Origin of the sequence: Methanocalculus sp. (assembly GCF_030651615.1) — an archaeon.
In the GTDB taxonomy this organism is placed as follows: domain Archaea; phylum Halobacteriota; class Methanomicrobia; order Methanomicrobiales; family Methanocorpusculaceae; genus Methanocalculus.
Genome location: NZ_JAUSCG010000151.1, coordinates 1 through 21,384, shown reverse-complemented (window position 1 = coordinate 21,384; position 21,384 = coordinate 1). Strand labels below are relative to the sequence as shown.

Below are 21,384 nucleotides of genomic sequence, written 5' to 3'. Positions count from 1 at the left end.
CTGTGGGGAGAGGAACGGGAAAACCCCGTTCCACACCCTGAGGAGGAATGATGCCACGTTTCCAGATAATCTGAAATTATGGCGTAGAGACAGAAATGACTAGAGGATTATCGCTCGTTTTGTGCTGTCTCTTCTCCTGCGACCTAATTAAGTGGGTTCATCTCGCATATATAATCTTCCTTTTGATGATCAGAAATACCCCGTAATATGAGATGCCACACCCCACAGGAGATCTGATCTCTTCGAAAACACCACATTCAGAGGGCCGGAGCAGGGGTACGCGCAATGAGGATCTCACCATAGAACTCCTCCTGAATAATATCCACCCGGTCATCGAGCATCAGAAACAGGATCGGAATGTACACATCATATAGCGCACACCCCATCTCAGATGCGATCAGAGACAGGGGCACCGGAGATGAGCCATCCGGATCAAGGAGGAGAAGCGTCGAGTATATGGTGGTTGAAACTTCCTCATATGCCTCATCATGGGCGATCTCGACGACATCGTCGGCGAGTATCAGAGAGTCTTCATCATCAAAAGGAAGACTCTTGCGCCTCTGCCGCCGCCGCTCCTCCTTCTCTGCAAGCTTCAACTGCGTGATCAGCTCATACAGAGTAACGGGCCGCGTGCGGAAATCCTTCCTTTTGATGCGCCGCTGAATCTCACGTTCAAGAGCCTCAATAGGTCCGGGGAGAGATGAAGATCCATCCCCATCTGCATCACCGTCAAAGAAGAGCTCCTCATCATACGCCTCTTCTTCGGAATTATCAGCAACGGGATCAGGAGAAGGCTCTATTAAGGCATCAGACTTCATTCGAAGCAAAATGGAGGCATAGAGAAGGGTGCGGCCGGATATTCGAAGATCAAGTTCACGCCGCCGTTCAAGTTCACCAAGGAACCGATCCGTCACAAGAACGATATCAATGTTCCAGGGATCAATCTCCCCGCTCTCTGCCATCCGAAGAAGGATCTCAACGGGCTCTTCAGGCATTGCACTTCACACCCGTCACAAGTGTACTCTTGTCAGGCCGGATGGTCACCCCGATGATCCGATCAGATGCCTGGATCATCGGTTTTCTAAGTGATATCGAGATGAACTGAGATGCTGTTGAAAGACTCAGGATCATGCGTGCGATCGCATCCACATTCGCCCCGTCAAGGTGCATATCAACCTCGTCAAGCCCATAAAAGGGAGCAGGCATATGCCGCTGGATTGAGAAGATCAGAGCGAGAGTCACAAGCGACTTCTCACCCCCGCTCATCATATTCAGACGGTGCACCTCCTTATCCTGGGGATGCACCTCAAAGGTCAGTCCCCCGGCAAACGGGTCCTCATCATTCTCAAGGACGAGCCTGCCACGTCCACTTGCAAGTTGTGCATAGATCTCCCTGAAGTTCATATCGATTGCAGTGAAAGAAGTGATAAAAGCCTCACGTTTCATCCGCTCGAACCCTTCGATCCGCTCGATCAGATCAGATCGTTCGCGGGAGAGGATCTCTTTTCTCTCTGTCCGCTCAGCCACCCTGACAGCAACCCGGTCATACTCCTCGATAGCGAGCATATTCACCGCCCCAATCTTTTTAATCTGCCGCTCGGTAATCGCAACACCCTCCTCGATCTCTTCAGGGGAGAGCTCGCAGTCGATCTCCTCAGTCTCAGGAGCGAGTGCAGCGATCTCAGAGATCACCGTCGCAAGCCTCTCGCGGAGGGCTTCAAGCTGTATGGTCTGACGCTCCCTCTCATTTGAATGCTGAGTGAGCCTCCGCTCTATCGTGGCAATCTGCTCGTCAACATCACTCCTCTTCTGACGAAGCACCTCGATCTCATCCGAGAACGAGCGCTGCTCCTCCTCAAGAAGAAGAATCCGTTTCTGAGCTTCTGCAATCTGCTCTTCAGACGATCGGTTTTCAGATTCCAGCCGGAGATTAGCCTCAACAATTGCCTCCTTCTCAAGCGTAAGCTCCTCAACCCGCTTTGAGAAATATTGCCGTTCACGCTGGAGATCGGAGATATCAGCCTCCTTGTTCCGGAGACGCCGCTCAAGCTCCTCGATGGAACGTTTCAATCCCTGGAAGATCTCAGCCAGTCGAAGTGCTTCAGACTCTGCAATCCGTTTTTTGATCTCCTCGACACGGCCATTCATCCCGGAGATCGAATCGGCGATCTCATCGAGACGCTCCTCAAGAGCGGCAATCTCTGCTGATATCTCGGCATCTCCGCCTTCAAGTTCCGAAAGGCTCTTTATAAGTCCGGCAATCTCATCATCCAGCTGTAACAGCCGCTTCCCATACTCGGTGATGATCAGTTCGAGGCGTGAAGCCTTCTGTTCTGCAGCCTGCCGGTCACCACGGAGAGCCTCGGCAGCCGAATTCTGGCGTGCAATCGAGGCAAGGAGCTCCTCCTCCTCCTGACGCAGATCGGAGAGTTTTCCTGCGAGAGCAGCGACCTCACGATCAACCGCCGCACCAAACCCTTTCATATCCCGCTTCAGCGACCCGCCGGTCATCGCCCCTGTCCGTTCGAGGAGATCACCCTCAAGAGTCACCATCCGGTGCCTTCCAAGAAGCTTCCTCCCATTTTCGAGTGTATCAACGACGACAGTCGTTCCAAAGACGAGTGAGAAAGCCCGTTCATATGCGGAATCGTATTCGATCAACCGAATCGCATAATCGATCACCCCGTCACCGGTGAGCGGCGGAAGGGGTGGCGGCACCCGGAGTTTCTCAAGCGGAAGGAAGGTGGCACGCCCAAGCCGCTCTTCTTTCAGGAAACGAATCGCATCAGCTGCTATTGAATCATCTGTTACAACGACATGGTTGAGTTTACCCCCTGCCGAGACATTTAAGGCAGTCGCATACTCAGAGGGGGCCTTCCCAAGCTGCGCGATAGTACCATACACCCCATCCATGCCAAGCACCGCTTCAACCGCACGACCACCCGCTTCACCATGTGCCTGCTGCTGTGCCTCAAGACGCATCAGTTTCTGTTCAAGAGAGCGGAGATCAGTTCTGACCTCCTCATAGGATCCCCGGAGTGTCATCGCCTTCTTCTCTACAGTTGAGAGCTGCTGATCCTGTACTTTCTGCTCCTTTCGGATACCTTCAAGTTCAGCCTTCGCCTCCCGGATCTCCCCTTCTTTTTCAGCCCGCTCTTCGCGGCCTGCCTGAAGACGCGGTGCGAGCCTTTCACGCTCGGAGACCCTTATCCTGCTCCTCTCGATGATCGAATCCTTCTCAGAGAGGAGGCGGGAGCGCTCTGCCTTCATCTCCTCAAGCGCCTGCATGCATGAGAATATCTCAGCCTGTGCACCTTCCGAATCCTCACTTGCAGCAGCAAGATCGGTCTCCACCTTCTCCTTCTTTGCCTTCAGGGTTGAGAGCTCCATCCCCAGGTTTGCCCGATCGATCGAGAGGGTTCTGATACTTTCGGTTCGTTCCTTCACCGTCGTCTCAGATCGACGGATATCGGCAAACTTTCGGTTCATCGCTTCGAGGTTCGTCTCACGTTCACGGACATTCCGTGAAATTCCCTGTTCGGAGAGGCGGATGATCCCCTTTGACTCTTCAATCTCAGAGAGAATACGAAGATAATCAGGCCCGCTCCTCCGCCTGATCTCTTCGTCGATCCCCCGCATCTCATCACGAAGGAATGCCCGTTCATGTTCATCATATCCGATATCATCGGTTATCCGGGAGATACTGATCTCATGTTCGGCGATCATATCGTTGATTCCCACTTCCTCACGCTTCTTCTCACGGAGACGTGCAACATTCCTCATCGCTATAAACCGATCGAACTTCTCCTGAAGACTGCGGTATGCAAGAGCCTGTTCCCGCTCAGCTTTGAGAACCTCCTCGCGTTCAATCAGTTCATGGAGGAGGATCTCCTCGCGTTCAATCCTCCCCCTGACCACCTCAAGCTCGGTCATTGACTGGTCACGTTTCTGATCAAACTCTGCAACACCGGCGATCTCGTCGATGATCTTCCTCCGCTCCCCGTCAGACATCTCCATAATTCTGGCAACATCACCCTGCATGACGACATTGTATCCATGAGGTTTGATTCCGTGGCGGGAGAGGAATGTCAGGACATCACCCTGTTTGCAGAGACGCCCGTTTATGTAGTTGTATGAGTAGTATCCGTTTGAGGTTCGCTTGATTCTGCGAGTAATTCTTGTTCCGTCAGAAAATGAGACGATAACCTCAGCGGTATTCTTTGAAGAGCCCGAATTGATGAGATCAGTTAATCGCTCGGCACGGAGACCACGGGCTGACGTAATACCCAGAGCAAAAAGAATGCTATCGAGGATGTTACTCTTTCCCGAACCATTCGGCCCCGATATGACCGTAAATCCGGGTTCAAGAGGTATCCTTGTCTTTCTGGCAAATGATTTGAAGTTGTCGATCTCAAGCTGGGTTATATGCAAGGATCATACTCCTTCACTATCTCAATTATTTCCTGCGGCGAATCGTCTCAGACGTTCGACTATCGTCTTTATTGTTCTTGCTGAGGACCGCGCCGCTCTTTGGATCAACATCAGGGGCTTCATATATGTTGCTTGTGATCTTACCCCCTTTCATCTTTGTAGCAGGAGCATACCCGCTGCTAGCAACGATATAGTCATTCGCAATCCGCCTCTCAGGCTTCAGCGTGCCGTCCTGCTGCATGATCAGCTCCATATCAGAGTTGTCAACAGGTGGTTCAGGTTCAGGCTCAGGTTCACGTGCAGCTACCGGAGGAGGAGAGGTGCGGCGATCCCGCGTTCTTGGCGCCTCGCCCTCGGTAAAGTTACGTGACCGGGGGCGCACCTCCCTCTGTATGATCTCCTCAGCCGGAAATGCGGCATCAGGATCACGCTCTTCAATAGTCCGGGCGATCTTCCGCGTGACGGATTTGAGATCAAGTGTCTCCTCCATCAGCCCTTTGAGCATCGCCTCAAGCTCACGCATCTTCCGCTCAAGTGCGGTTATTCTCTCATCCAGTACTCCTCCGGCGACACGGGCCGGCTCTTCCTCGCGCTTCACCTTCACCAACTCCCGTTCCTTCTCATCAAGCTCATGTTCGAGAAACTTCATACGTGCATCCATTCTTCGCCTTCAACCCCTCTGTTTTAAGATCTGACTCCCTGAAGATAATGGTTTGCCTTCACAGATTACAAGAAAGGATATTACCTCTTTACCACCATTTCTATTTATATGTCATTCCTTGAACGCGACGACCCAGAAGTCGCCGATATCATCGAGAAGGAGCGGCAGAGGCAGGTCTTCGGGCTTGAGCTGATCGCATCCGAGAACGTCGTCAGTCGTGCTGTGATGGAAGCAACCGGCTCAATTATGTGCAATAAATATGCGGAGGGATATCCGGGCAAACGGTACTATGGTGGATGCGAGTTCCATGACGAGGTCGAGAACCTCGCACGGGACCGCCTCTGCGAACTCTTCTCTGCAGAGCATGCTAACGTCCAGCCCCACTCAGGCAGCCAGGCAAACCAGGCTGTCTATTTTGGTACTATCCAGCCAAAAGACGTGATCATGAGCCAGAGCCTGACTCAGGGCGGCCATCTCTCTCACGGCTCCCCGGTCAACATCAGTGGAAAGCTGTATGAAGTGCACAGTTATGGGGTCGACTATGAGAGCGAGGTCCTTGATTATGCAGCAATCGCCGATATGGCGCGGCAGGTCAAACCAAAGATGATCGTCTGCGGTGCCTCGGCATACCCGCGGGAGATTGATTTTAAAGTATTCGGTGAGATCGCCGACGAAGTCGGAGCGATCTGCATGGCAGATATTGCGCATATTGCAGGTCTTGTCGCCACCGGCATCCATAACTCACCAATCGATGTCTGTCGGTTTACCACGACAACCACCCATAAAACACTCCGCGGCCCCCGCGGGGGTGCAATCCTCTGCAGAAAGGAGGATGGGCCTATAATTGATAAGTCCGTCTTCCCGGGTCTTCAGGGAGGACCCCTGATGCATATCATCGCCGCAAAGGCAGTCTGTTTCAAAGAGGCACTCAAACCCTCCTATACCGAGTATGCAAAACAGGTCGTAAAGAACGCAAAAGTCCTCGCAGACACCCTTATCGGGAATAACCTCCGGGTCTGCTCCGGTGGAACCGACAACCATCTCGCCCTCCTCGACCTCTCAGACCATGGTATAACCGGTCTTGAAGCAGAGATTGCACTCGGAAAGGCCGGAATCACCGTAAATAAGAATACAATCCCGCGCGAGAAGCGGAGCCCCTTCGTCACCTCCGGCCTTCGGGTAGGTACTCCGACCATCACCTCACGTGGAATGAAAGAAGACGAGATGAAGCTGATCGGAGACTGGATTGGACGGGTTATCAACCATATCGGAGACGATATGATCATCAGATCGGTGAAGGAAGAGGTTGTAGAGTTCTCCGGCAGGTACCCTCTCTACCCTGATGCAATATGATCCTCGACGGTAAGAAGACCTCAGAGAAAAGGCTGGAGCTTCTCAAGGAGAAGATCGACGAGTCGGGGCTCTATCCCCGCCTCGCCACCGTTCTTGTAGGTGAAGACCCTGCATCACAACTCTATGTCAGGATGAAACACCGGGCATGCGAACGTGTCGGCATCGGATCGATCGCAATAGACCTTCCTGCAACCGCAACAACGCAGGACGTCATCGAAGCGGTGAACAGACTAAACCATGACAATATGATCAGTGGCATCCTCGTCCAGCTTCCGCTTCCCCCGCAGGTGGACACCCATGCGGTGATCGAGGCGGTGGCTCCGGAGAAGGATGTGGACGGGTTTCATCCGGTGAGCCTTGGAAGACTCTTCTCCGGAACACCAGTCTTCTCACCCTGCACTCCCCTTGGTGTGATGACCATACTTGCTGAATACGGCATTAATCCCGCAGGAAAGCGTGTGGTCGTCATCGGCAGGAGCATTGAAGTCGGCCGCCCGATGGCTGCTCTCCTGATCAATGCCGATGCAACCGTCACCATCGCCCATTCGAAGACGGTTGATCTGAGATCGATCACGTCACATGCCGAGATCCTGATCGCGGCAGTCGGCAGGGCCAGGTTTGTAACAGCAGATATGGTCAGTGAAGGAGCCGTTGTCATTGATGTCGGAACAAACTATGATGAAGAAGGAAAACTCTGCGGTGATGTTGACTTTGCCGGAGTGGAGCCAAAGGCCGCTGCGATCACCCCGGTCCCCGGAGGTGTCGGTCCCATGACAATCGCAACGCTCATGGAGAACACCTTCGCAGCAGCTCAGATGCGGTCATGCAGACGACTCATATAGGCGGGGTCGGTATCGGGGGAGACAACCCGGTCCGGTTGATGGGTGTCATCAATATCAGCCCTGAATCTTTTTTTCACGGATCATTTGTTCCCTCAGGCGAAGTTGCAGCCCATGCCCATATGATGATCGATCGTGGGGCTGAGATCATCGATATCGGGGCACGGAGCACCGCACCGGATAGCAGGCCCATCTCTATCTCCGAAGAGTGTGACCGACTGAAGCGCTCCCTGTCTGAACTTGTTGGATCAGGCATCCCGATCTCTGTTGACACGATGCATGCAGGAGCACTTGAGGTTGCTCTCAGGTACGACATCGATGCGATCAATGACATTCACGGACTTGCAGACGAATCTTTCGCCCGCCTGGCAGCAGACAGCGGTCTTCCGGTCATCGCAATGGCTGCAGTACATGCACCGGGAGACGCATGCGGTGCCGACGCGACGAAAGCGGCACTTGCTGTGGTGCTTGGTCGCTGCGAGCAGTATGGGATCGTGGATCTGGTCCTCGATCCGGGGATCGGCCGCTGGGTTCCGGGAAGGAGTTTTAATGATGACTGGGAGCTATGCAGACGGTTCTCTGAATTTTCAGTCTTTGATCGCCCGCTCCTCGGAGCAATATCGCGGAAGAGTTTCATCGGAGACCTCCTTGGAAAGCCAGCTGAAGAGCGGTTATTTGGCACCCTTGCCCTCACCGCCCTCCTCATTGAGGCAGGTGCAGGCATGATCAGAACTCATGATATTGTACCGACCTATGATGCAATCAGGGTCAGTGAACGCGTACTCAGGAGAAGACCATGAAACAAGCTCTTACTGCATATAGCTGCATGACCGGCCTCATTGAGCCGGGAGATGATATGACGGACCGGATCATCGGATCAGCCGGCGAGGCGGGAGGCATTCAGGATGGAGATATCATCGTCATCGCCGAATCCGCACTTGCAACCGCCGAGGGACGGGTGATCCGGCTCTCCGATGTTACTCCTTCGAAGGAGGCGGTTACGTATGCAGAGAGGTATCAGATGGATCCGAGGGTCGCTGAGGTGGTCATCTCCGAGTCCGATGAGGTGATCGGCGGCATCCCGGGTTTTCTCCTCTGTTTAAAAGACGGAACACTCCTCCCAAATGCAGGCGTGGACGGTTCAAACGCACCGGATGGAACGATCATCCCCCTCCCGGCTGACCCAAATGCCTCGGCAGCCCGGATTCGAGAGGAGATCTTTGAGAGAGCGAAAAAGAGCGTGGCGGTTCTTGTCATCGACTCGCGGACCCATGCGATGCGGCTTGGCGTCTCCGGCGTTACCATCGGCTGTTCCGGGATGGATGCGGTGAGTGACTGCCGGGGTCAGAAAGACCTCTTCGGCAGGACACTTGAGGTGACCAGACGCGCTATCGGAGACTGTATTGCTTCAACTGCCGAACTCCTGATGGGAGAAGCAAACGAGTGTATTCCGGTTGTGATCGTTCGTGGGCTTGATATCGCAATCGGGAGCGGTGAAGGGATCGAGACGATCGCACCTGATGAATGTCTCTTTATGGGCGCGATGAAGAAGAAAGAAGAGTAATTTTTATCGGGATTCCACCCCGGAATCTCTTCTCACAACCCCCACCCTCCCCTTCTCTTCAACCACCTCAAATCCAATCGACTCCAGGTACTCCTTACTCTTCCCCCGTCCATGGATCAGCACCTCAACGATATCCTCTTTCTCATCAATATCAGTCGAGAGCCGGAACGAATCGATCACCTCGACAGAGAATCCACATGTCCTCGCAACAGCCATATGCTTCTTAAAACTCGATCCATAATACTGCGCACGGAAACAGGCCGGACTCTTTAAGAAGATAATATTGGTTCCGCCACCCCGACCGGGGACAACCGCCATATCCGCCTCTGTAGAGAGGACCCTCTGGAGAGCTCCCGCGGTCACAAGCGGAAGGTCCGCCATGATTATCAACGCCGGACAGTGGAACTGAGGGAGTGCCCAGTTAATCGCTTCATTCAGACCATTGCTCCGTACTGCAACGAGCGCATTTAAGCAGGTAAACGGTGAGGTAGAGAGGAGAGTTGCCGAACATCCTGTGCGGTTCACAGCAGTAATAACATCCTCAAGCATGGCGGCGGCGAATGCTTCACGCTCCTCCTGATTCATCACGCAGGAGAGGCGTGTCTTTGGATTAATCGGCTTGAACGGGATCAGGGCATGGAAGAACATTGATCAAAGTAGATTTATTGAGGATTAATAACGATCGATCCATCAGGCTACTCCCACCGGTGGGCATACCCACGAAGCGGAATGGGACACCCCCCTGATCGGATCTCCGGCTCCGGAGTCACCACCCCGATCACCGTTGCATCCACTCCCGCAATCGGGAAGCGATCAGGCGGAACGGTTGCAAGCAGCTCAAAGTCACCACCACCAAAGAGAAAGAGTGCTTCAGCATCAGGCATATCAGAAATAAGCGGGAATAACGCAGGATCAAGAGAGAAGCCGACCCCTGATGCCCGCCCGAGATCAGAGAGCGAGAGGGCAAGCCCATCGGAGAGGTCCATCATCGCTGTCGCACCACCTTCAGAAAAGGCGATCCCCTCACGAACTCGGGGCACCGGGGTGATAAGACTCTTCCAGAACCGGGGGTCCCCTTTCAGCCCCGCCTCCGCCTGACCGGGGGTGCCGGTAACACAGACAAGATCTCCGGGCCGTGCACCCGATCTCCTAAGAATTCTATCCTTTTGGACGAAACCAAAGGCGGTCGAGACGATCGTCAGTTCAGTATGGGAATCGATATCACCCCCGGCAAGCCGTGCACCAACAGATGAACAGCAGGCAGCCGCCCCTTTCGTGATCCCAACAAGGCGTTCTGGTCGGTCAAGGCCGACTGCCATCAGAAGGTCAGCGGGAACAGCCCCCATAGAGGCGATATCCGAGAGCGTCACCGCCGCTGACATCCACCCGATCTCAAAATCGGTCATCCCTCCCGGAAAGTCGGTCTTCTCATGGAGCATATCAGTCGTTGCGACAAGATACTGATCTCCAAGGGGAATGACCGAGCAGTCATCTTCTGTCTCCTTCTCTCCGACTATCCCCCGGATCTGATCAAGGAGCATACGATCATCCACTCTTTCTCACCTCCTGTTCACGTTCAGAGCGGTATCTCCTGAAGAGATCCTCGATCGATGCCGCCTTCTTCTCCCGTTCATACTGCTCCTGCTCCTCCTGCCATCTGGCATACTGCTCCTCAAGAGCACTACGGAGACAGAACCCAATTGATCCCTGAAGACGCAGGCCAAGGGATGTGCCGGATATAAGTGGAATTCCTGTTTCCCGAAACGCATTGAGAAGGTCAGGTGTCATCACCGTGGCATCAGGCACAATAACCCCGGCTATCTGTGTATCAGCAAGCTCCCGGATGGCATTCTTCCCCCATCCATCAATCTTTCTGAGATAGATCCAGTCATCAGATGCCGCCCCCATCTCTGTTGTAAACCGTCGGATCGCATCACGAGAGAGAGAATCGAGCACCTTCAGGGGAACCTGGTCTTCGCCAAACTTCATATCCGCATAGGTCTTCATCCGGTCAAGCTGTCTTCGCAAGCCTTTATTCCGCTTCTCCTCCTTCCGGAGGTATCGCTTCTGATTATTGATGATCCCAAGCAGCCGTGCAACCTCGGCATCACGTCTGATCGTCTCCTTCTTCTTCGACCGCTCGGTCTTAAGGAGACGACGGAGACGGGTGATCTCACTATCCTTCTGCTGCGACTCGGCATAGAGTTCAGAGACAAGAGAGCGGAGCCGTCTGATCATCTCATCCTGTTCCCGGGGGCGACCAGGCCGTGAACCGGGATACTGTTCCGTCTCCACCTGCACCGGGACTACCTCAGAAACCTCTGAAGGCGAGAGATCGGAGAGCGCCTGTTCGAGAGAGCGGCCCCGGATAACACGGGCACGCACTTCATCAAGGGCAACACCTGAGGGGATGCGTTTTGAGAGGCTTGCAAACTTATTCTTAATATTCCGGTAGGCGACCAGTGCTGCTGCATACGCATCACGTTCGTGGTCATTTGTAGAATGAATGCCACCTGCAAGTTCGTACTTCTCAGAGAGAGAGAGATCACTCTTTGGAAGGAACGGAACTGCATTGAATGACCGCCTGATCTTCTCTACCGTCCCCGGCATCTCTTTTTTATCTGATGCGACGATCAGAGGGCGACCATGTGCAGTAATCTCTGAGATCACTTCAGAGACCGAAGTGACACGGGAGCTTGAGAGATGAACCAGTTCACCATCAAGATTGAGGAGGGCGATTGCCATCGTCGTTCCGGGATCTACTCCGACGATGAGATATTGGGGTTTCTTCGTCTGGGGGATGAACTGTATCCGTTCAAGTCGTGGCTGGGTGACAGACACCTGCACATCAGATCCCCGGTAGTTTCTGATCGGAACACGTATTCGGGGTGCATGGATCAGGAAGAGGACACGGGAATGACCGCCAAAAGCCAGAAACTCTTTTTTATCATACTTCAGCCCCGAATCAACGAGACTCATCTCGATCTCACGAGCTCTGGTTCTGACAGAACCATGGATCTTTCGGGTATAGCGGTTCTGGCTCCACCCCCCTTTCCCGGGGGATCTCCTGCGTGAGACGGTGACAAGACAGGTATCAGCAAATGCGACCACACGGCTTCCGGCACCAAGCAGGGCGACCTGTGCAGAGGTCCTCGCCTCAGCAAAGGGATCGAACCTGTTGAAGGTGAGATTATATCTTCCGGCAACCTGTGCAAGGCTCTCGCGGTGATCCCCTCCACCGGTTACCTGGACAAGACTGGTCTTTGGCGGAAGTGCCTGAAGGAAAGAGTAGAGTTCCTTTGTATCTGCTGCCACCTCCTGAAGACTGTCAACGGCCAGGAGATCGGGCTCTTCAGACTCAAGAATACGTTGGAGTCGAAAGAGAGAAACTTCGGTTTCGGAGACGATCGTCTCACCATCAATCCGGCAGAGGGCAAAAGAAGGGCGCTTAGACTGGGAACGGACCGACCCCCTGACGATATCGATCCCATACACACGCATAGCAATTCACCCGGTGACAGAGCGGAGGGCATCCTCAAGAGTGAGGGACATCCGGTATTTCCTGTTGAAGAACGAGACGATTGTTCCGATATCACGGCTGAGCAGTTCATCTGCATTTGGGTGGTCCACAGAGACCCACTGAGGCCAGTCGATGATCCAGCAGTGGTCCTCGTTCACCATTACATTGTACTCCGAGAGATCGGCATGTATCATCCCAAGTTCATAGACCTTTCGCACCTCTTCCATCAGTTCCTCATACACGGGAACAGGATCTTCAAGCGTACACTGATTCAGGTTGACTCCGGGGACATATGAGATAGCGATTGTATGACGGCTCCGATCGATCGGAACAGGCACCCTCACCTTCCCGGTAAGACGACGGAGTGCCTCAAACTCCTGCTCAGCAGAGAGTGTCGATGCAAAGATCCATGGACAGTGGCTGGCATCGGTCATATACTCCCGGTTCAGACGAACCGACTGGAACGAGTGCTGACCGACGCGATGAAACTTCAGGATGATCACCCCAAGACCAAGAGCTTCATAGACCTCCGACTCTTTTCCAACCCCGATAAGAGAGCCGAGTGCCGAGATCGTCCCCCGTCCTGCAAGTGTATGGAGCGCGAGGCAGTCATACCCCGAGAAGACGATCGAGTAGCCCGGATAGGGTACCGATTCATAGCGGACGAGGTCTTTCTGCATCAGATTGCCCAGGCGGTACTCAAGTTCACCCTTTGATAAACGCGTTACGCGCTTCAGATCATCGAAAGGAACCCAGCTGTACCGTTTCATCAGACGTTCAATCGCATAGAGGATCGTGTACTCGTATTTGTGGAGTTCCCGTACCATGTCGGCGGAGAGGGGCATTGTATGTACTCTTCGAAGAATGAAGAGAAAAAGTACAGGCATCATGACCATGATGAAGATCGGTTTTAAGCTACCATGTGGATCGGATCAACCCTCTTAGCCAACTTGGGAGATCATTGAGAGATGACCATCTGTTTCATCAGGATAGATGACCGATAACCATGCATGATCCACCGATGCAGCAGGTGTAAAAAGGATGCGATCCATTTTCAGGCATACTCCGGCCTTCATCTCTGCAGAGAGCATTTCATCCAGGACCTTGAACGGAAGGTCAAACGGGAGATTCGGAAGAAACGCTGGCTGCGGCACGGGGACAGGATCGGCGTCCCCCTGAATGGAGGGAGACAAACAGCCACTCTTCTCCATCTGCTACAGACGATCACCAGAGGGCGAAGGGATATTGAGATCATCAGCCTCTCTTCCGATACCGGACTGACCGCTATTGCGCTTGGCAACACCCTTGATGATGATGCAGTCTCCACCCTGACTGGTTTTGTGTCAGGGGATATCTCCCGCATCCTCAATACAGGTGCCGATCCCTCAGATAAGATACGGGGGATATCACCGCTTGCAACCATCCCTACTGAGGAGGTGGACCTCTACGCGGCACTCCTTGAGCTTTCGGGTGATGAAGATATGAGTGATGAAGTCGGGCTTGAATCTGATCTCAGATAGATACTCTCCAAATTCTCACGCCGCCACCCCTCCACCCTGTATGCCGTATCCCACATCGGAGAGTCGATTCGGAAGTCGGGAGAGAAACCCAAAGAATAACTAATAAAAAAGACTTATCCCTGATTAGTTATGCAATGCGAGATTGACTGTGAGAAGATACGTATCGAGAACCTCATCAGAGATGCCGTCTGGTCCGCCGGGGCAGATGGTGTCGTCATCGGAGTATCAGGTGGAGTTGACTCTGCTGTTGCCCTTGCCCTTGCAACAGGAGCAGTGAGCGGTGAGCGGGTCACCGCACTCTTCCTTCCGTCTGTCAGTACTCCACACGGGGATGAGTTGGATGTACAGGAGCTCTGTTCCCGTTTGGGAGTCCTTCTGACGACCATACCAATCGATGGGATCATCGATGCATATCGGTCAATCGATGGATTTGAGAATAATCCACAGACTATCGGAAACCTGATGGCCCGCACCCGTATGGCCCTCCTCTATTATCATGCAAACCGGACAGGCCGTCTCGTCACCGGGACATCAAACAAGACCGAGTACCTGATCGGGTACTGTACAAAATGGGGAGATAACGCAGCTGATATTCAGCCGATCCTCCACCTTTATAAAAAAGAGATCTATCTCCTTGCTGAGGCTCTTCAGATCCCCCGGGCGATCATCAGTAAAAAGCCATCCGCAGGACTCTGGCCGGGTCAGAGCGATGAAGATGAGATCGGTATAACGTACCCTGAGCTTGATTCTGCACTCGAATCACTCGAACTGAATGGATGGAAGGCTGACGGTCACCTGGAGGAGCGGGTCCTCTCTATGGTAAAGAAGAGCACGCATAAACGGGTGCCCGCCCTTAATCTCGCAGGCATTGCTCCCAGATCTCTGTGAAACGTTCAGGATGGTTCATGACCTCTCCGATCACCGGGTCGCCGATGAGGTGATAGAGCGGAGTCTCCCGTACAATTCCGATCTCCGGGTGATCAACAGCTTCATGAATTCGGAGGTCCGCAACCCTTTTGTAGAGAGGATTCTTCTGAAACAGACCGTCATCTGTCTCATAGTATGCTGCACCCCGGTATGCTTCAAAGAAGGCATAATCGCTTGAGAAGGTATCGGATACGATATTTGCCATGACAAGGGGACCATTTCCCGGGTTGATGGTCACATGCCCAAATCCGGGAGGAATTAGGACTTTATCTCCGGCCGATGCAGGGTGAAGGATAATTGTATTGAGATCGACTGACTGGAGGAGAAAATGCCCCCGGCCGGATAGCACTTCATAGACCTCGGGATAAGGAACACCCATCTCATTCTCCGGGTGATAATGTCCCTTCGTCTTGATAAATTCGCCACAGACCGAACCCGCGGTGATCATAGTGATATCATAACGGATCTTAGCATGAACAAGGAGGACCCGATCCTCTTCTGACAGGGCAAGATTTCGGTACATATAGTAGAGAGGACCCGATACTTCGCAACGGGGATATGCAAGGAGACCACGCATATCTTCTACGGTCCTGACCTCGGGTTCAGGAAGATTGCCATTCCAGATATCCATCACTTTTTCATTTGACTGCAAAATATATAATAACCAGCACTATACTGAAAAACGATGATAAACCTCAGAATAGCGATTATAGGGTATTGCAACCATAAGGCAGGGTGAAAACCAGACTCAGTCAGTACATGCAATACAAAACAGTACCAGCCAGAATCCTCTTTTTATACCTCAATCCAGGTTCATAGCATCCCAGGTCAGCCGCGCCGATCATGAAACCGGGATCAGTAGTAAGAGATTGGATTCATCAGTCTGCTATCCATCAATCCTTTAAATGCCTGCGTAATAACCGGATGACCCTCCTCTTTCATCGCGGCAAACGGATTGGTCCCCCCAAGTGCGACCACACCAAGGTACTGCGGGCTTACAGGCACCCCGAGGAGCGGAGCATTGGGCATACCGACCTCAAGGATGCCGGAGAAGTGTTTTGACGCACAATCATCAAGGACTTCATGGAGGAGCGATTCGGCCTCCATATGGCATTCCCGGATATTTCCGAGGATATAACCGTTTCCATCCATTATAACCCGGTTTACCGAGGTGAGATCCTGAGAAGCCATCAACTGAAGTGGGTCAAATGTTGTTGCTTCATAGAGAATTATATGAGTGAACCGGCGTGGCTGATTGCTTTCGACCTCAATGACGCCTCCACCGATCTGTCTTGTGGGAATGCCACGCCTCAGCAGAATGCCATCCAGGGTGATGCTGCATACTGTGCAGATACCAAGCATACCCTCAGAAACGGTAAAGTCATCAAGCGACTCCCCGGGTTCGATAAACCGAACCATATCACTGACGGTTATACCAGCTGCCATCACACGCTTCAGCGTTTTTATAGTATATTCGCGTTCCACTTCAGGGATGAGGAAGAGATTATATACGATTTGCCCCTCATTATCACGCGGATTGTATGTTACCTGCATAGAATATTCGAGGATCAGGTTATTAATAAATTTCAGAGGGGCTTCCATAACGTACATCTCGATTTAGATTCAATAAACCCTTCGCTCCCTCTCTGACATAGATCGAAATGTTGTTCTTTACCAAGACACCTGTATGGGTATGGATGATTCAGTGAGGAGACGTGCCATTCAGGAGATCAGAAGGATCCTTGAGACGGCGGGGTATGATATCGAAGAGGAGGGAGATCCCTTCGATCTCTCCGCACTCGCAGGAAATGAATGCATTCTTGCTCTTTGCACAGATGATCCCAATCGGGCTTCGAAGTTTGATGAAAAGCCTTACATCCTGGAAGAAGAGGGTGAGAAGATCCCATGCAAAAAACTGATCTTCACCCAAAATCCCAGGATCGCTACGAGCGAGGGAATCCTTTGGAATTTTGAGGATCTGGGGAGACACGCGGGCGATGCTTCGGTAGCACGAATAAAGGGAGAGCGTTACTCAATTCGATGGACTGCAATTCCAAAAGGCAGGCTTGATACACCACGAGCTCCAGATTCACCAACAGCCGGGCGTATAAACAGTCTCCCCATCTGCGCGGGGGCAGAGGAGGCGATCCGTATCTCAGGCGAGAGGGGAAAAGCAAACCTCAGACTGATCCCCCATTGGGCTTACCAGTACAAGTGTACCGGCGACACCTCGTATAAAGGAAAGAAGATCAGTTTTGATGCGGAGGGAGACGGTGCCATCAGTGCGATCAATGGTCTCCCCCAGGATATCGATCCCGAGGTGGCAGTTGAGAGGGATATTCCGGGTGATGCCGAACTCGTCAGACCTGCAATCAGCATGAAAGAGGCAGAGGAAAAGGTCATCTCATCACTCATCGAAACCCTGTCAAAGAGAGTTCGAATCAAGACTGAGAGCGGGGATGCCATCTTCTCTGAGGAGAAGACATTCAAGCCGTCCCGGAATCAGATTCAACAGAAGATCTGGCTGGTATATGTCCCTGTATGGCAGATCCGTGGCAAGCATATCGTTGAGGTGAACGCAGTCACCGGTGAGATCCTTGCTGAGCCGATGGATGAAGGTGTCGAGCTCCTTTAAAGGTGTTATCTGATGATACTGATACTTGGAGGGGGACCTGCCGGGAGGATGGCAGCGATCAGGGCAGCCGGGGCGGGAGAAAAGGTGACACTTGTCGAGAAGCGGCTCCTTGGGGGTCAGTGCCTTCATGACGGATGCATGCAGGTCTGTGGACTGAACGATTGCGCCCGCCTGATCCGATCAGCCCGGCTTGCCGCACGCTCAGGTATTACACGCGGTGTCCCGGAGGTTGACTTTCCAGAGCTCCTCGCACAGTTGACCGGGATCCAGATGACAATTGGTGACATCCTTGACCATGAGACGAGAAGTGCCGGTGTCGAGATCATCTATGGAGCAGAAGGGCGGTTAGAAGAGGGAAAGGCCTACGTTAACGGGAAGATCTTCGATGCAGAGAAGATCATTATCGCCACCGGATCACGCCCGGTACTACCGGATATTCCCGGCATCCACCTTCCGGGCATCTTTACACCGCACACCCTCAAACAGATGAAGAGACTGCCGGATCGGATCGGTATCATCGGCGGAGGAGTGATGGCAGCCGAGTTTGCCTATATCTTCTCATCATTTGGAGTAAAAACCCATATTATTTGCAGAAGTGAGTTTCTGCATCAGATCCCTCTCCGCCTGAGAAAAGAGGCGCTCAAGGATCTGGATACGGTGATCATCCATGAGAATGCGGATATCTCTGATTGTATCGGGGATGATACGGTCACCGGTCTTCGTTTCAATGGAACAGTCCTCAATCTTGATTCTGTTTTGATAACCGCCGGACTCAAGCCAAACAGCGATATGATCCGCGGAGTTGATAAGGGTAAGAATGGGGAGATTTTAGTAAATTCGATGATGGAGACGAGTGTTCCCGGGATCTTTGCATGCGGGGATGTGATCGGTGAGCCCTGCCTCACCCCGGTCGCCCGACTTCAGGGCTTTGCCGCTGCCGATGCAGCACTTGGGCGGGATTCATCAGCTGATCTCTCCTATATCCCCCAATCGATGAGCCTCGGGTACGAGTATACCTGGTGCGAGAGCAGGGAGGATGAAGGGGTGACAATCAGCCTCCCCGGTCCGGCAGGACCCGGAACTTTCTGGTCTGTTCCTGAGCGGAGAACCGGCATCAGCTGCCTCAAAGTGAATCCGGATGATGGAAGAATCCTCAGTTTCTCCGAGGCGTCCCCGGCTGCCGGAGTGATGGGGATGTACCTTGCATACATGGCAAAGAAGGGTGTCAAGGTACAGGATCTTGCGAAGCTTCATGAGGTGCATCCGACATCAGATGGAATGTATGCAACGATCAGGTACATCGCAGGACACCTCAAAAAGAAGACAGAAATCTCAGAGACGATAGGACTCCACCTTCTTCGGAAGGACAAGAGATGAGTAGAGCCGCTCAAAGTACCGGTCGGTCATCCCCGCGATGAAATCCCGGACCACCCCTGCATCAGAGATGGATTTCTTATATTCTGAGGATATCCAGGGGGTATCCAGATAATCTGTGAAGATCTTTGAGTTACGTTCTTCATCTTCGAGATTCTCTTTGAGCGTGGTGAAGACGACCTCAAACATCGTCCTGATGATCCGATCCTGTCCCCTCGTCTTCTCATGTTCGTAGATATGTTCATAATTATATTTTTTCAGCAGATTTAAGGCGGAGCCAACCGCTTCTGAGAAGCCGATACTGACATTACCTGTCGTGATCAGATCAAGGGTGAGCCGGTTGATGATCTCTCCCTCGTTCTCACCAAGGATCGATCTGATATCAGGGGGGAGATCAGTGAAATCATGGATCAATCCGACTTCGGCTGCATCCCTGAGGTCACGCGCGATATAGGCGATAGTATCTGAGAAGCGAACAACACACCCTTCAGGCGTCGCCGGGATTGCAGGATCTCCTGCTGCAACATCTCTCACCTTCCGGTCAAAGATTGCAAAAGCATCATCATCGGGTATCCGGACCGGTGAGAGGACGGTCGCCTGTGATTCACCGTCATGGCAGAGGATACCGTCGAGGACCTGAAGCGTGAGATCGAGATCCTCGATCTCATCAAGAAACCTGACCCCCTGTAAATTATGCCGAAACGATCCGATCCCCTCCCTTTCGCAGATCAAAGAGAGGCATTTCTCACCGAAGTGGCCAAACGGGATATGGCCGATGTCATGGCCAAGCGCGATCGCTTCGATGAGATCCTCATTGAGACGGAGTGATCTGCCGACGGTCCTGGCAATCTTTGAGACGAGCTGGACATGGAGGACGCGATGGGTGATATGGTCGTTTTCGAGGAGTGAGAAGACCTGGGTCTTATCGATGTACCGTGCATATGCCCGCGAATGGAGGATGCGGTCGGAGTCACGTGAGTAGGGGGTTCTGATATCCTCGCTTTTTCTCTTGTATCTCCGGACGGCGTCACTGCTCTTTGTGGCTGAAGGAGAGAAGAGGGCCTCCCGTTCATGAAGATAGCAATCGGTCTTCCGGAGGAGATCTGCTGGCGGGATCATGGTATGAGAAGAGATCGCCCTGACAGATAATCAGGGTGACGGATCTGCCAGATGACCAATACCTTTACTTCTTGACAGGAAGAGAAGGAGATCAAGGGGTGTATTGATGGATATCAGAGAAGAGGACGAGATGGAGATTGTGCAGAGGAGGGTGCTCAGAGAGGATCGGAATATGGGGATCATCATCGATCAGCTGACACACGTAAGTATCCCCTATCGAATCAAGGCAGCAACTGAGCTTGGGAAGATTCACCATCCAATAGCGGTATCTGCACTTATTCGGTCTCTTACTGATCCAGAGAGCGATTTTGTGTATGTGGTGATCCGGTCTCTTGGAGTAATTGGCGATTCATCTGCTGTTGAGCCACTCATCGCAACCCTGCCCGGGGCTGATCGCTGGGTAAGGAAGGGGATTGCATCGGCACTTGGGGAGATTCGTGATCCCCGGGGAATACCTGTACTCTGTGATCTTCTTCTGGATGAGCGGGGGGAGGTGCGGGCAGCAGCAGCAGAGGCACTCGGAAAGATCGGAGATCCATCTGTTGCTGAGCAGATTCGGCCGCTTCTCGATGATCCAAAGGATATTGTCCAGGATGCCGCATGGGAGGCACTCAGGACTTTATCAGAACGAACTGAAGGATGATGTTTACGGCTTTTTTCGTGCCTTTGATCTGATCATCGCTGCTGCTTCTTCAGAATCCACCCTGAGGAGGAAGGTTCCATGGCAGGGTTTGGTGTACGGCAGGATAACCACTGATCCTTCAAGTGCAATGGCGATCGGGGGGATTCCGATCATCCGTTTCTCAAAGAGCTTGAATCCGGGATCGACATAGTAGATCTCGGTATAGTGCTTCTCAATGTACTCACGGCATTCCTTAAACGATGCCATCGAGAGGAGGACATCATACCCAAGGTTCTCTACGCACCCCATCCCATCACCTCATCAAGTTTTCTCTTCAGTTTACCGGGATTATGTACAGCAACATCTACGATCATCTCGCAGGGGATCGTGAGTTCTGCTGCACGTTCTTCTGCATCCTTTCCAAAGACCAGGACAACGAGACGGCCTTTGAAGAGGTACCTGATCGAGGAGGCATAGGCAACCCCTGCATCGTTATGAACGAAGACGATACAGAGATCGGGATTCCGCGTCTCTGAGGAGAGCTCCTCGATGCATCGTTCAAGTTCCACCATCTGGCGGATGTACATCTTCTTCGGATCAGATACCCGGAGAAGGTTCAACACCGCACCATTTCCGGCGATGGTGAGATCAAATCCGGCAGTATTGAGTTTGTCTGCCGAGTAGAGCGCGAGTGCCTGCTGTACCGGCACCTCGGGACATCCAAGTATAATGAGTGCTTCCCCTGTCATTGAGACTTCTCTCTGATGTTCTGGGTTCTCATATCGAATAAACAATTCTGATCTGCCGAGGGGATCTATC

At 52.7% G+C, this 21,384-nt stretch carries 21 protein-coding genes; 9 read left to right on the top strand and 12 right to left on the bottom strand.

Features of this window, described 5'->3' with window-relative positions; translation table 11 throughout:
- Window positions 1–257: 257 nt before the first annotated feature.
- The 3 genes from Q7V06_RS06670 to Q7V06_RS06660 are packed head-to-tail and all read right to left on the bottom strand — an operon-like array spanning window position 258 to window position 5,080.
- On the bottom strand, window positions 258–995 hold the full coding sequence (locus Q7V06_RS06670) for a ScpA family protein (RefSeq protein WP_304839821.1): 738 nt from the start codon (window positions 993–995) through the stop codon (window positions 258–260).
- A complete protein-coding gene (gene smc, locus Q7V06_RS06665; RefSeq protein WP_304839818.1) occupies window positions 988–4,431 on the bottom strand; it encodes a chromosome segregation protein SMC in 3,444 nt (1,147 codons plus the stop codon). Before smc ends, Q7V06_RS06670 begins: the two co-directional genes overlap by 8 nt.
- A 25-nt stretch (window positions 4,432–4,456) precedes the next feature.
- On the bottom strand, window positions 4,457–5,080 hold the full coding sequence (locus Q7V06_RS06660; RefSeq protein ID WP_304839816.1) for a hypothetical protein: 624 nt from the start codon (window positions 5,078–5,080) through the stop codon (window positions 4,457–4,459).
- Between the two features lie 120 nt (window positions 5,081–5,200).
- Between Q7V06_RS06660 and glyA the strand changes: the two genes are divergently transcribed.
- From glyA to cofE, 4 genes are read left to right on the top strand one after another with little or no spacing between them, the layout of a single operon-like run.
- Window positions 5,201–6,445: a serine hydroxymethyltransferase gene (glyA, locus tag Q7V06_RS06655; protein WP_304839813.1), complete on the top strand. Its 1,245-nt coding sequence runs from the start codon at window positions 5,201–5,203 to the stop codon at window positions 6,443–6,445.
- Entirely contained in the window at window positions 6,442–7,287 is an 846-nt protein-coding gene (gene folD / locus Q7V06_RS06650; protein ID WP_304839810.1) for a bifunctional methylenetetrahydrofolate dehydrogenase/methenyltetrahydrofolate cyclohydrolase FolD, read from the top strand. The genes glyA and folD overlap by 4 nt, the downstream gene beginning before the upstream one ends.
- Window positions 7,269–8,084, top strand: coding sequence for a dihydropteroate synthase (gene folP, locus Q7V06_RS06645; protein WP_304839807.1), 816 nt, complete (start codon window positions 7,269–7,271; stop codon window positions 8,082–8,084). Before folD ends, folP begins: the two co-directional genes overlap by 19 nt.
- The gene (gene cofE / locus Q7V06_RS06640) at window positions 8,081–8,848 is read left to right on the top strand and encodes a coenzyme F420-0:L-glutamate ligase (protein WP_304839805.1); all 768 of its coding nucleotides are present in this window, start codon (window positions 8,081–8,083) and stop codon (window positions 8,846–8,848) included. The genes folP and cofE overlap by 4 nt, the downstream gene beginning before the upstream one ends.
- A gap of 3 nt (window positions 8,849–8,851) precedes the next feature.
- Here the strand turns inward: cofE and cofC are convergent, their stop codons facing one another.
- Genes cofC through Q7V06_RS06620 form a run of 4 tightly spaced genes read right to left on the bottom strand, consistent with a single transcriptional unit; the run spans window position 8,852 to window position 13,258 of the window.
- On the bottom strand, window positions 8,852–9,496 hold the full coding sequence (cofC, locus tag Q7V06_RS06635) for a 2-phospho-L-lactate guanylyltransferase (protein ID WP_304839802.1): 645 nt from the start codon (window positions 9,494–9,496) through the stop codon (window positions 8,852–8,854).
- A gap of 47 nt (window positions 9,497–9,543) precedes the next feature.
- Entirely contained in the window at window positions 9,544–10,401 is an 858-nt protein-coding gene (gene thiL, locus Q7V06_RS06630; protein ID WP_304839799.1) for a thiamine-phosphate kinase, read from the bottom strand.
- A complete protein-coding gene (locus Q7V06_RS06625; protein WP_304839797.1) occupies window positions 10,394–12,349 on the bottom strand; it encodes a DUF460 domain-containing protein in 1,956 nt (651 codons plus the stop codon). The genes thiL and Q7V06_RS06625 overlap by 8 nt, the downstream gene beginning before the upstream one ends.
- Window positions 12,350–12,355: 6 nt before the next feature.
- The gene (locus tag Q7V06_RS06620; RefSeq protein WP_342766206.1) at window positions 12,356–13,258 is read right to left on the bottom strand and encodes an RIO1 family regulatory kinase/ATPase; all 903 of its coding nucleotides are present in this window, start codon (window positions 13,256–13,258) and stop codon (window positions 12,356–12,358) included.
- A gap of 120 nt (window positions 13,259–13,378) precedes the next feature.
- Here Q7V06_RS06620 and Q7V06_RS06615 point away from each other — a divergent pair, with 120 nt between their 5' ends.
- Together Q7V06_RS06615 and Q7V06_RS06610 are read left to right on the top strand one after the other, a co-directional pair.
- The gene (locus tag Q7V06_RS06615) at window positions 13,379–13,888 is read left to right on the top strand and encodes a hypothetical protein (RefSeq protein WP_304839794.1); all 510 of its coding nucleotides are present in this window, start codon (window positions 13,379–13,381) and stop codon (window positions 13,886–13,888) included.
- Between the two features lie 129 nt (window positions 13,889–14,017).
- Window positions 14,018–14,776 carry an NAD+ synthase gene (locus tag Q7V06_RS06610; protein WP_304839791.1) on the top strand — a complete coding sequence of 253 codons (759 nt, stop codon included), beginning with the start codon at window positions 14,018–14,020 and terminating at the stop codon, window positions 14,774–14,776.
- Here Q7V06_RS06610 and Q7V06_RS06605 read toward each other — a convergent pair.
- Window positions 14,742–15,446: a glucose-6-phosphate isomerase family protein gene (locus Q7V06_RS06605; protein ID WP_304839789.1), complete on the bottom strand. Its 705-nt coding sequence runs from the start codon at window positions 15,444–15,446 to the stop codon at window positions 14,742–14,744. The two genes, Q7V06_RS06610 and Q7V06_RS06605, sit on opposite strands and share 35 nt — an antisense overlap.
- Window positions 15,447–15,670: 224 nt before the next feature.
- Entirely contained in the window at window positions 15,671–16,417 is a 747-nt protein-coding gene (locus Q7V06_RS06600; protein WP_304839786.1) for a DUF128 domain-containing protein, read from the bottom strand.
- A 91-nt stretch (window positions 16,418–16,508) separates the two neighbouring features.
- Here Q7V06_RS06600 and Q7V06_RS06595 point away from each other — a divergent pair, with 91 nt between their 5' ends.
- Together Q7V06_RS06595 and Q7V06_RS06590 are read left to right on the top strand one after the other, a co-directional pair.
- Window positions 16,509–17,450: a hypothetical protein gene (locus tag Q7V06_RS06595; protein ID WP_304839783.1), complete on the top strand. Its 942-nt coding sequence runs from the start codon at window positions 16,509–16,511 to the stop codon at window positions 17,448–17,450.
- A gap of 12 nt (window positions 17,451–17,462) precedes the next feature.
- Window positions 17,463–18,827: an NAD(P)/FAD-dependent oxidoreductase gene (locus Q7V06_RS06590; RefSeq protein ID WP_304839780.1), complete on the top strand. Its 1,365-nt coding sequence runs from the start codon at window positions 17,463–17,465 to the stop codon at window positions 18,825–18,827.
- Here Q7V06_RS06590 and Q7V06_RS06585 read toward each other — a convergent pair.
- Window positions 18,783–19,943, bottom strand: a complete 1,161-nt coding sequence (locus Q7V06_RS06585) for a deoxyguanosinetriphosphate triphosphohydrolase family protein (protein ID WP_304839778.1) — start codon at window positions 19,941–19,943, stop codon at window positions 18,783–18,785. The two genes, Q7V06_RS06590 and Q7V06_RS06585, sit on opposite strands and share 45 nt — an antisense overlap.
- Window positions 19,944–20,049: 106 nt before the next feature.
- Between Q7V06_RS06585 and Q7V06_RS06580 the strand changes: the two genes are divergently transcribed.
- A complete protein-coding gene (locus tag Q7V06_RS06580; protein WP_304839775.1) occupies window positions 20,050–20,586 on the top strand; it encodes a HEAT repeat domain-containing protein in 537 nt (178 codons plus the stop codon).
- 3 nt (window positions 20,587–20,589) lie between these two features.
- On the opposite strand, the gene Q7V06_RS06575 is transcribed toward Q7V06_RS06580, so the two are convergent.
- The gene (locus Q7V06_RS06575) at window positions 20,590–20,874 is read right to left on the bottom strand and encodes a DUF1894 domain-containing protein (protein ID WP_304839772.1); all 285 of its coding nucleotides are present in this window, start codon (window positions 20,872–20,874) and stop codon (window positions 20,590–20,592) included.
- The coding region (locus Q7V06_RS06570; protein ID WP_370650820.1) for a DUF1890 domain-containing protein at window positions 20,862–21,384 on the bottom strand (523 nt) is incomplete at its 5' end. The genes Q7V06_RS06575 and Q7V06_RS06570, both read right to left, overlap by 13 nt.

What these genes read in the sequence shown, in the direction of transcription:
- Q7V06_RS06670 (WP_304839821.1), bottom strand. Translation starts at nt 995, where the DNA reads ATGCCTGAAGAGCCCGTTGAGATCCTTCTTCGGATGGCAGAGAGCGGG.
- Q7V06_RS06660 (WP_304839816.1), bottom strand. Translation starts at nt 5,080, where the DNA reads ATGAAGTTTCTCGAACATGAGCTTGATGAGAAGGAACGGGAGTTGGTG.
- glyA (WP_304839813.1), top strand. Translation starts at nt 5,201, where the DNA reads ATGTCATTCCTTGAACGCGACGACCCAGAAGTCGCCGATATCATCGAG.
- folD (WP_304839810.1), top strand. Translation starts at nt 6,442, where the DNA reads ATGATCCTCGACGGTAAGAAGACCTCAGAGAAAAGGCTGGAGCTTCTC.
- folP (WP_304839807.1), top strand. Translation starts at nt 7,269, where the DNA reads ATGCAGACGACTCATATAGGCGGGGTCGGTATCGGGGGAGACAACCCG.
- cofE (WP_304839805.1), top strand. Translation starts at nt 8,081, where the DNA reads ATGAAACAAGCTCTTACTGCATATAGCTGCATGACCGGCCTCATTGAG.
- cofC (WP_304839802.1), bottom strand. Translation starts at nt 9,496, where the DNA reads ATGTTCTTCCATGCCCTGATCCCGTTCAAGCCGATTAATCCAAAGACA.
- Q7V06_RS06625 (WP_304839797.1), bottom strand. Translation starts at nt 12,349, where the DNA reads ATGCGTGTGTATGGGATCGATATCGTCAGGGGGTCGGTCCGTTCCCAG.
- Q7V06_RS06620 (WP_342766206.1), bottom strand. Translation starts at nt 13,258, where the DNA reads ATGATGCCTGTACTTTTTCTCTTCATTCTTCGAAGAGTACATACAATG.
- Q7V06_RS06615 (WP_304839794.1), top strand. Translation starts at nt 13,379, where the DNA reads ATGATCCACCGATGCAGCAGGTGTAAAAAGGATGCGATCCATTTTCAG.
- Q7V06_RS06610 (WP_304839791.1), top strand. Translation starts at nt 14,018, where the DNA reads ATGCAATGCGAGATTGACTGTGAGAAGATACGTATCGAGAACCTCATC.
- Q7V06_RS06605 (WP_304839789.1), bottom strand. Translation starts at nt 15,446, where the DNA reads ATGGATATCTGGAATGGCAATCTTCCTGAACCCGAGGTCAGGACCGTA.
- Q7V06_RS06600 (WP_304839786.1), bottom strand. Translation starts at nt 16,417, where the DNA reads ATGGAAGCCCCTCTGAAATTTATTAATAACCTGATCCTCGAATATTCT.
- Q7V06_RS06595 (WP_304839783.1), top strand. Translation starts at nt 16,509, where the DNA reads ATGGATGATTCAGTGAGGAGACGTGCCATTCAGGAGATCAGAAGGATC.
- Q7V06_RS06590 (WP_304839780.1), top strand. Translation starts at nt 17,463, where the DNA reads ATGATACTGATACTTGGAGGGGGACCTGCCGGGAGGATGGCAGCGATC.
- Q7V06_RS06585 (WP_304839778.1), bottom strand. Translation starts at nt 19,943, where the DNA reads ATGATCCCGCCAGCAGATCTCCTCCGGAAGACCGATTGCTATCTTCAT.
- Q7V06_RS06580 (WP_304839775.1), top strand. Translation starts at nt 20,050, where the DNA reads ATGGATATCAGAGAAGAGGACGAGATGGAGATTGTGCAGAGGAGGGTG.
- Q7V06_RS06575 (WP_304839772.1), bottom strand. Translation starts at nt 20,874, where the DNA reads ATGGGGTGCGTAGAGAACCTTGGGTATGATGTCCTCCTCTCGATGGCA.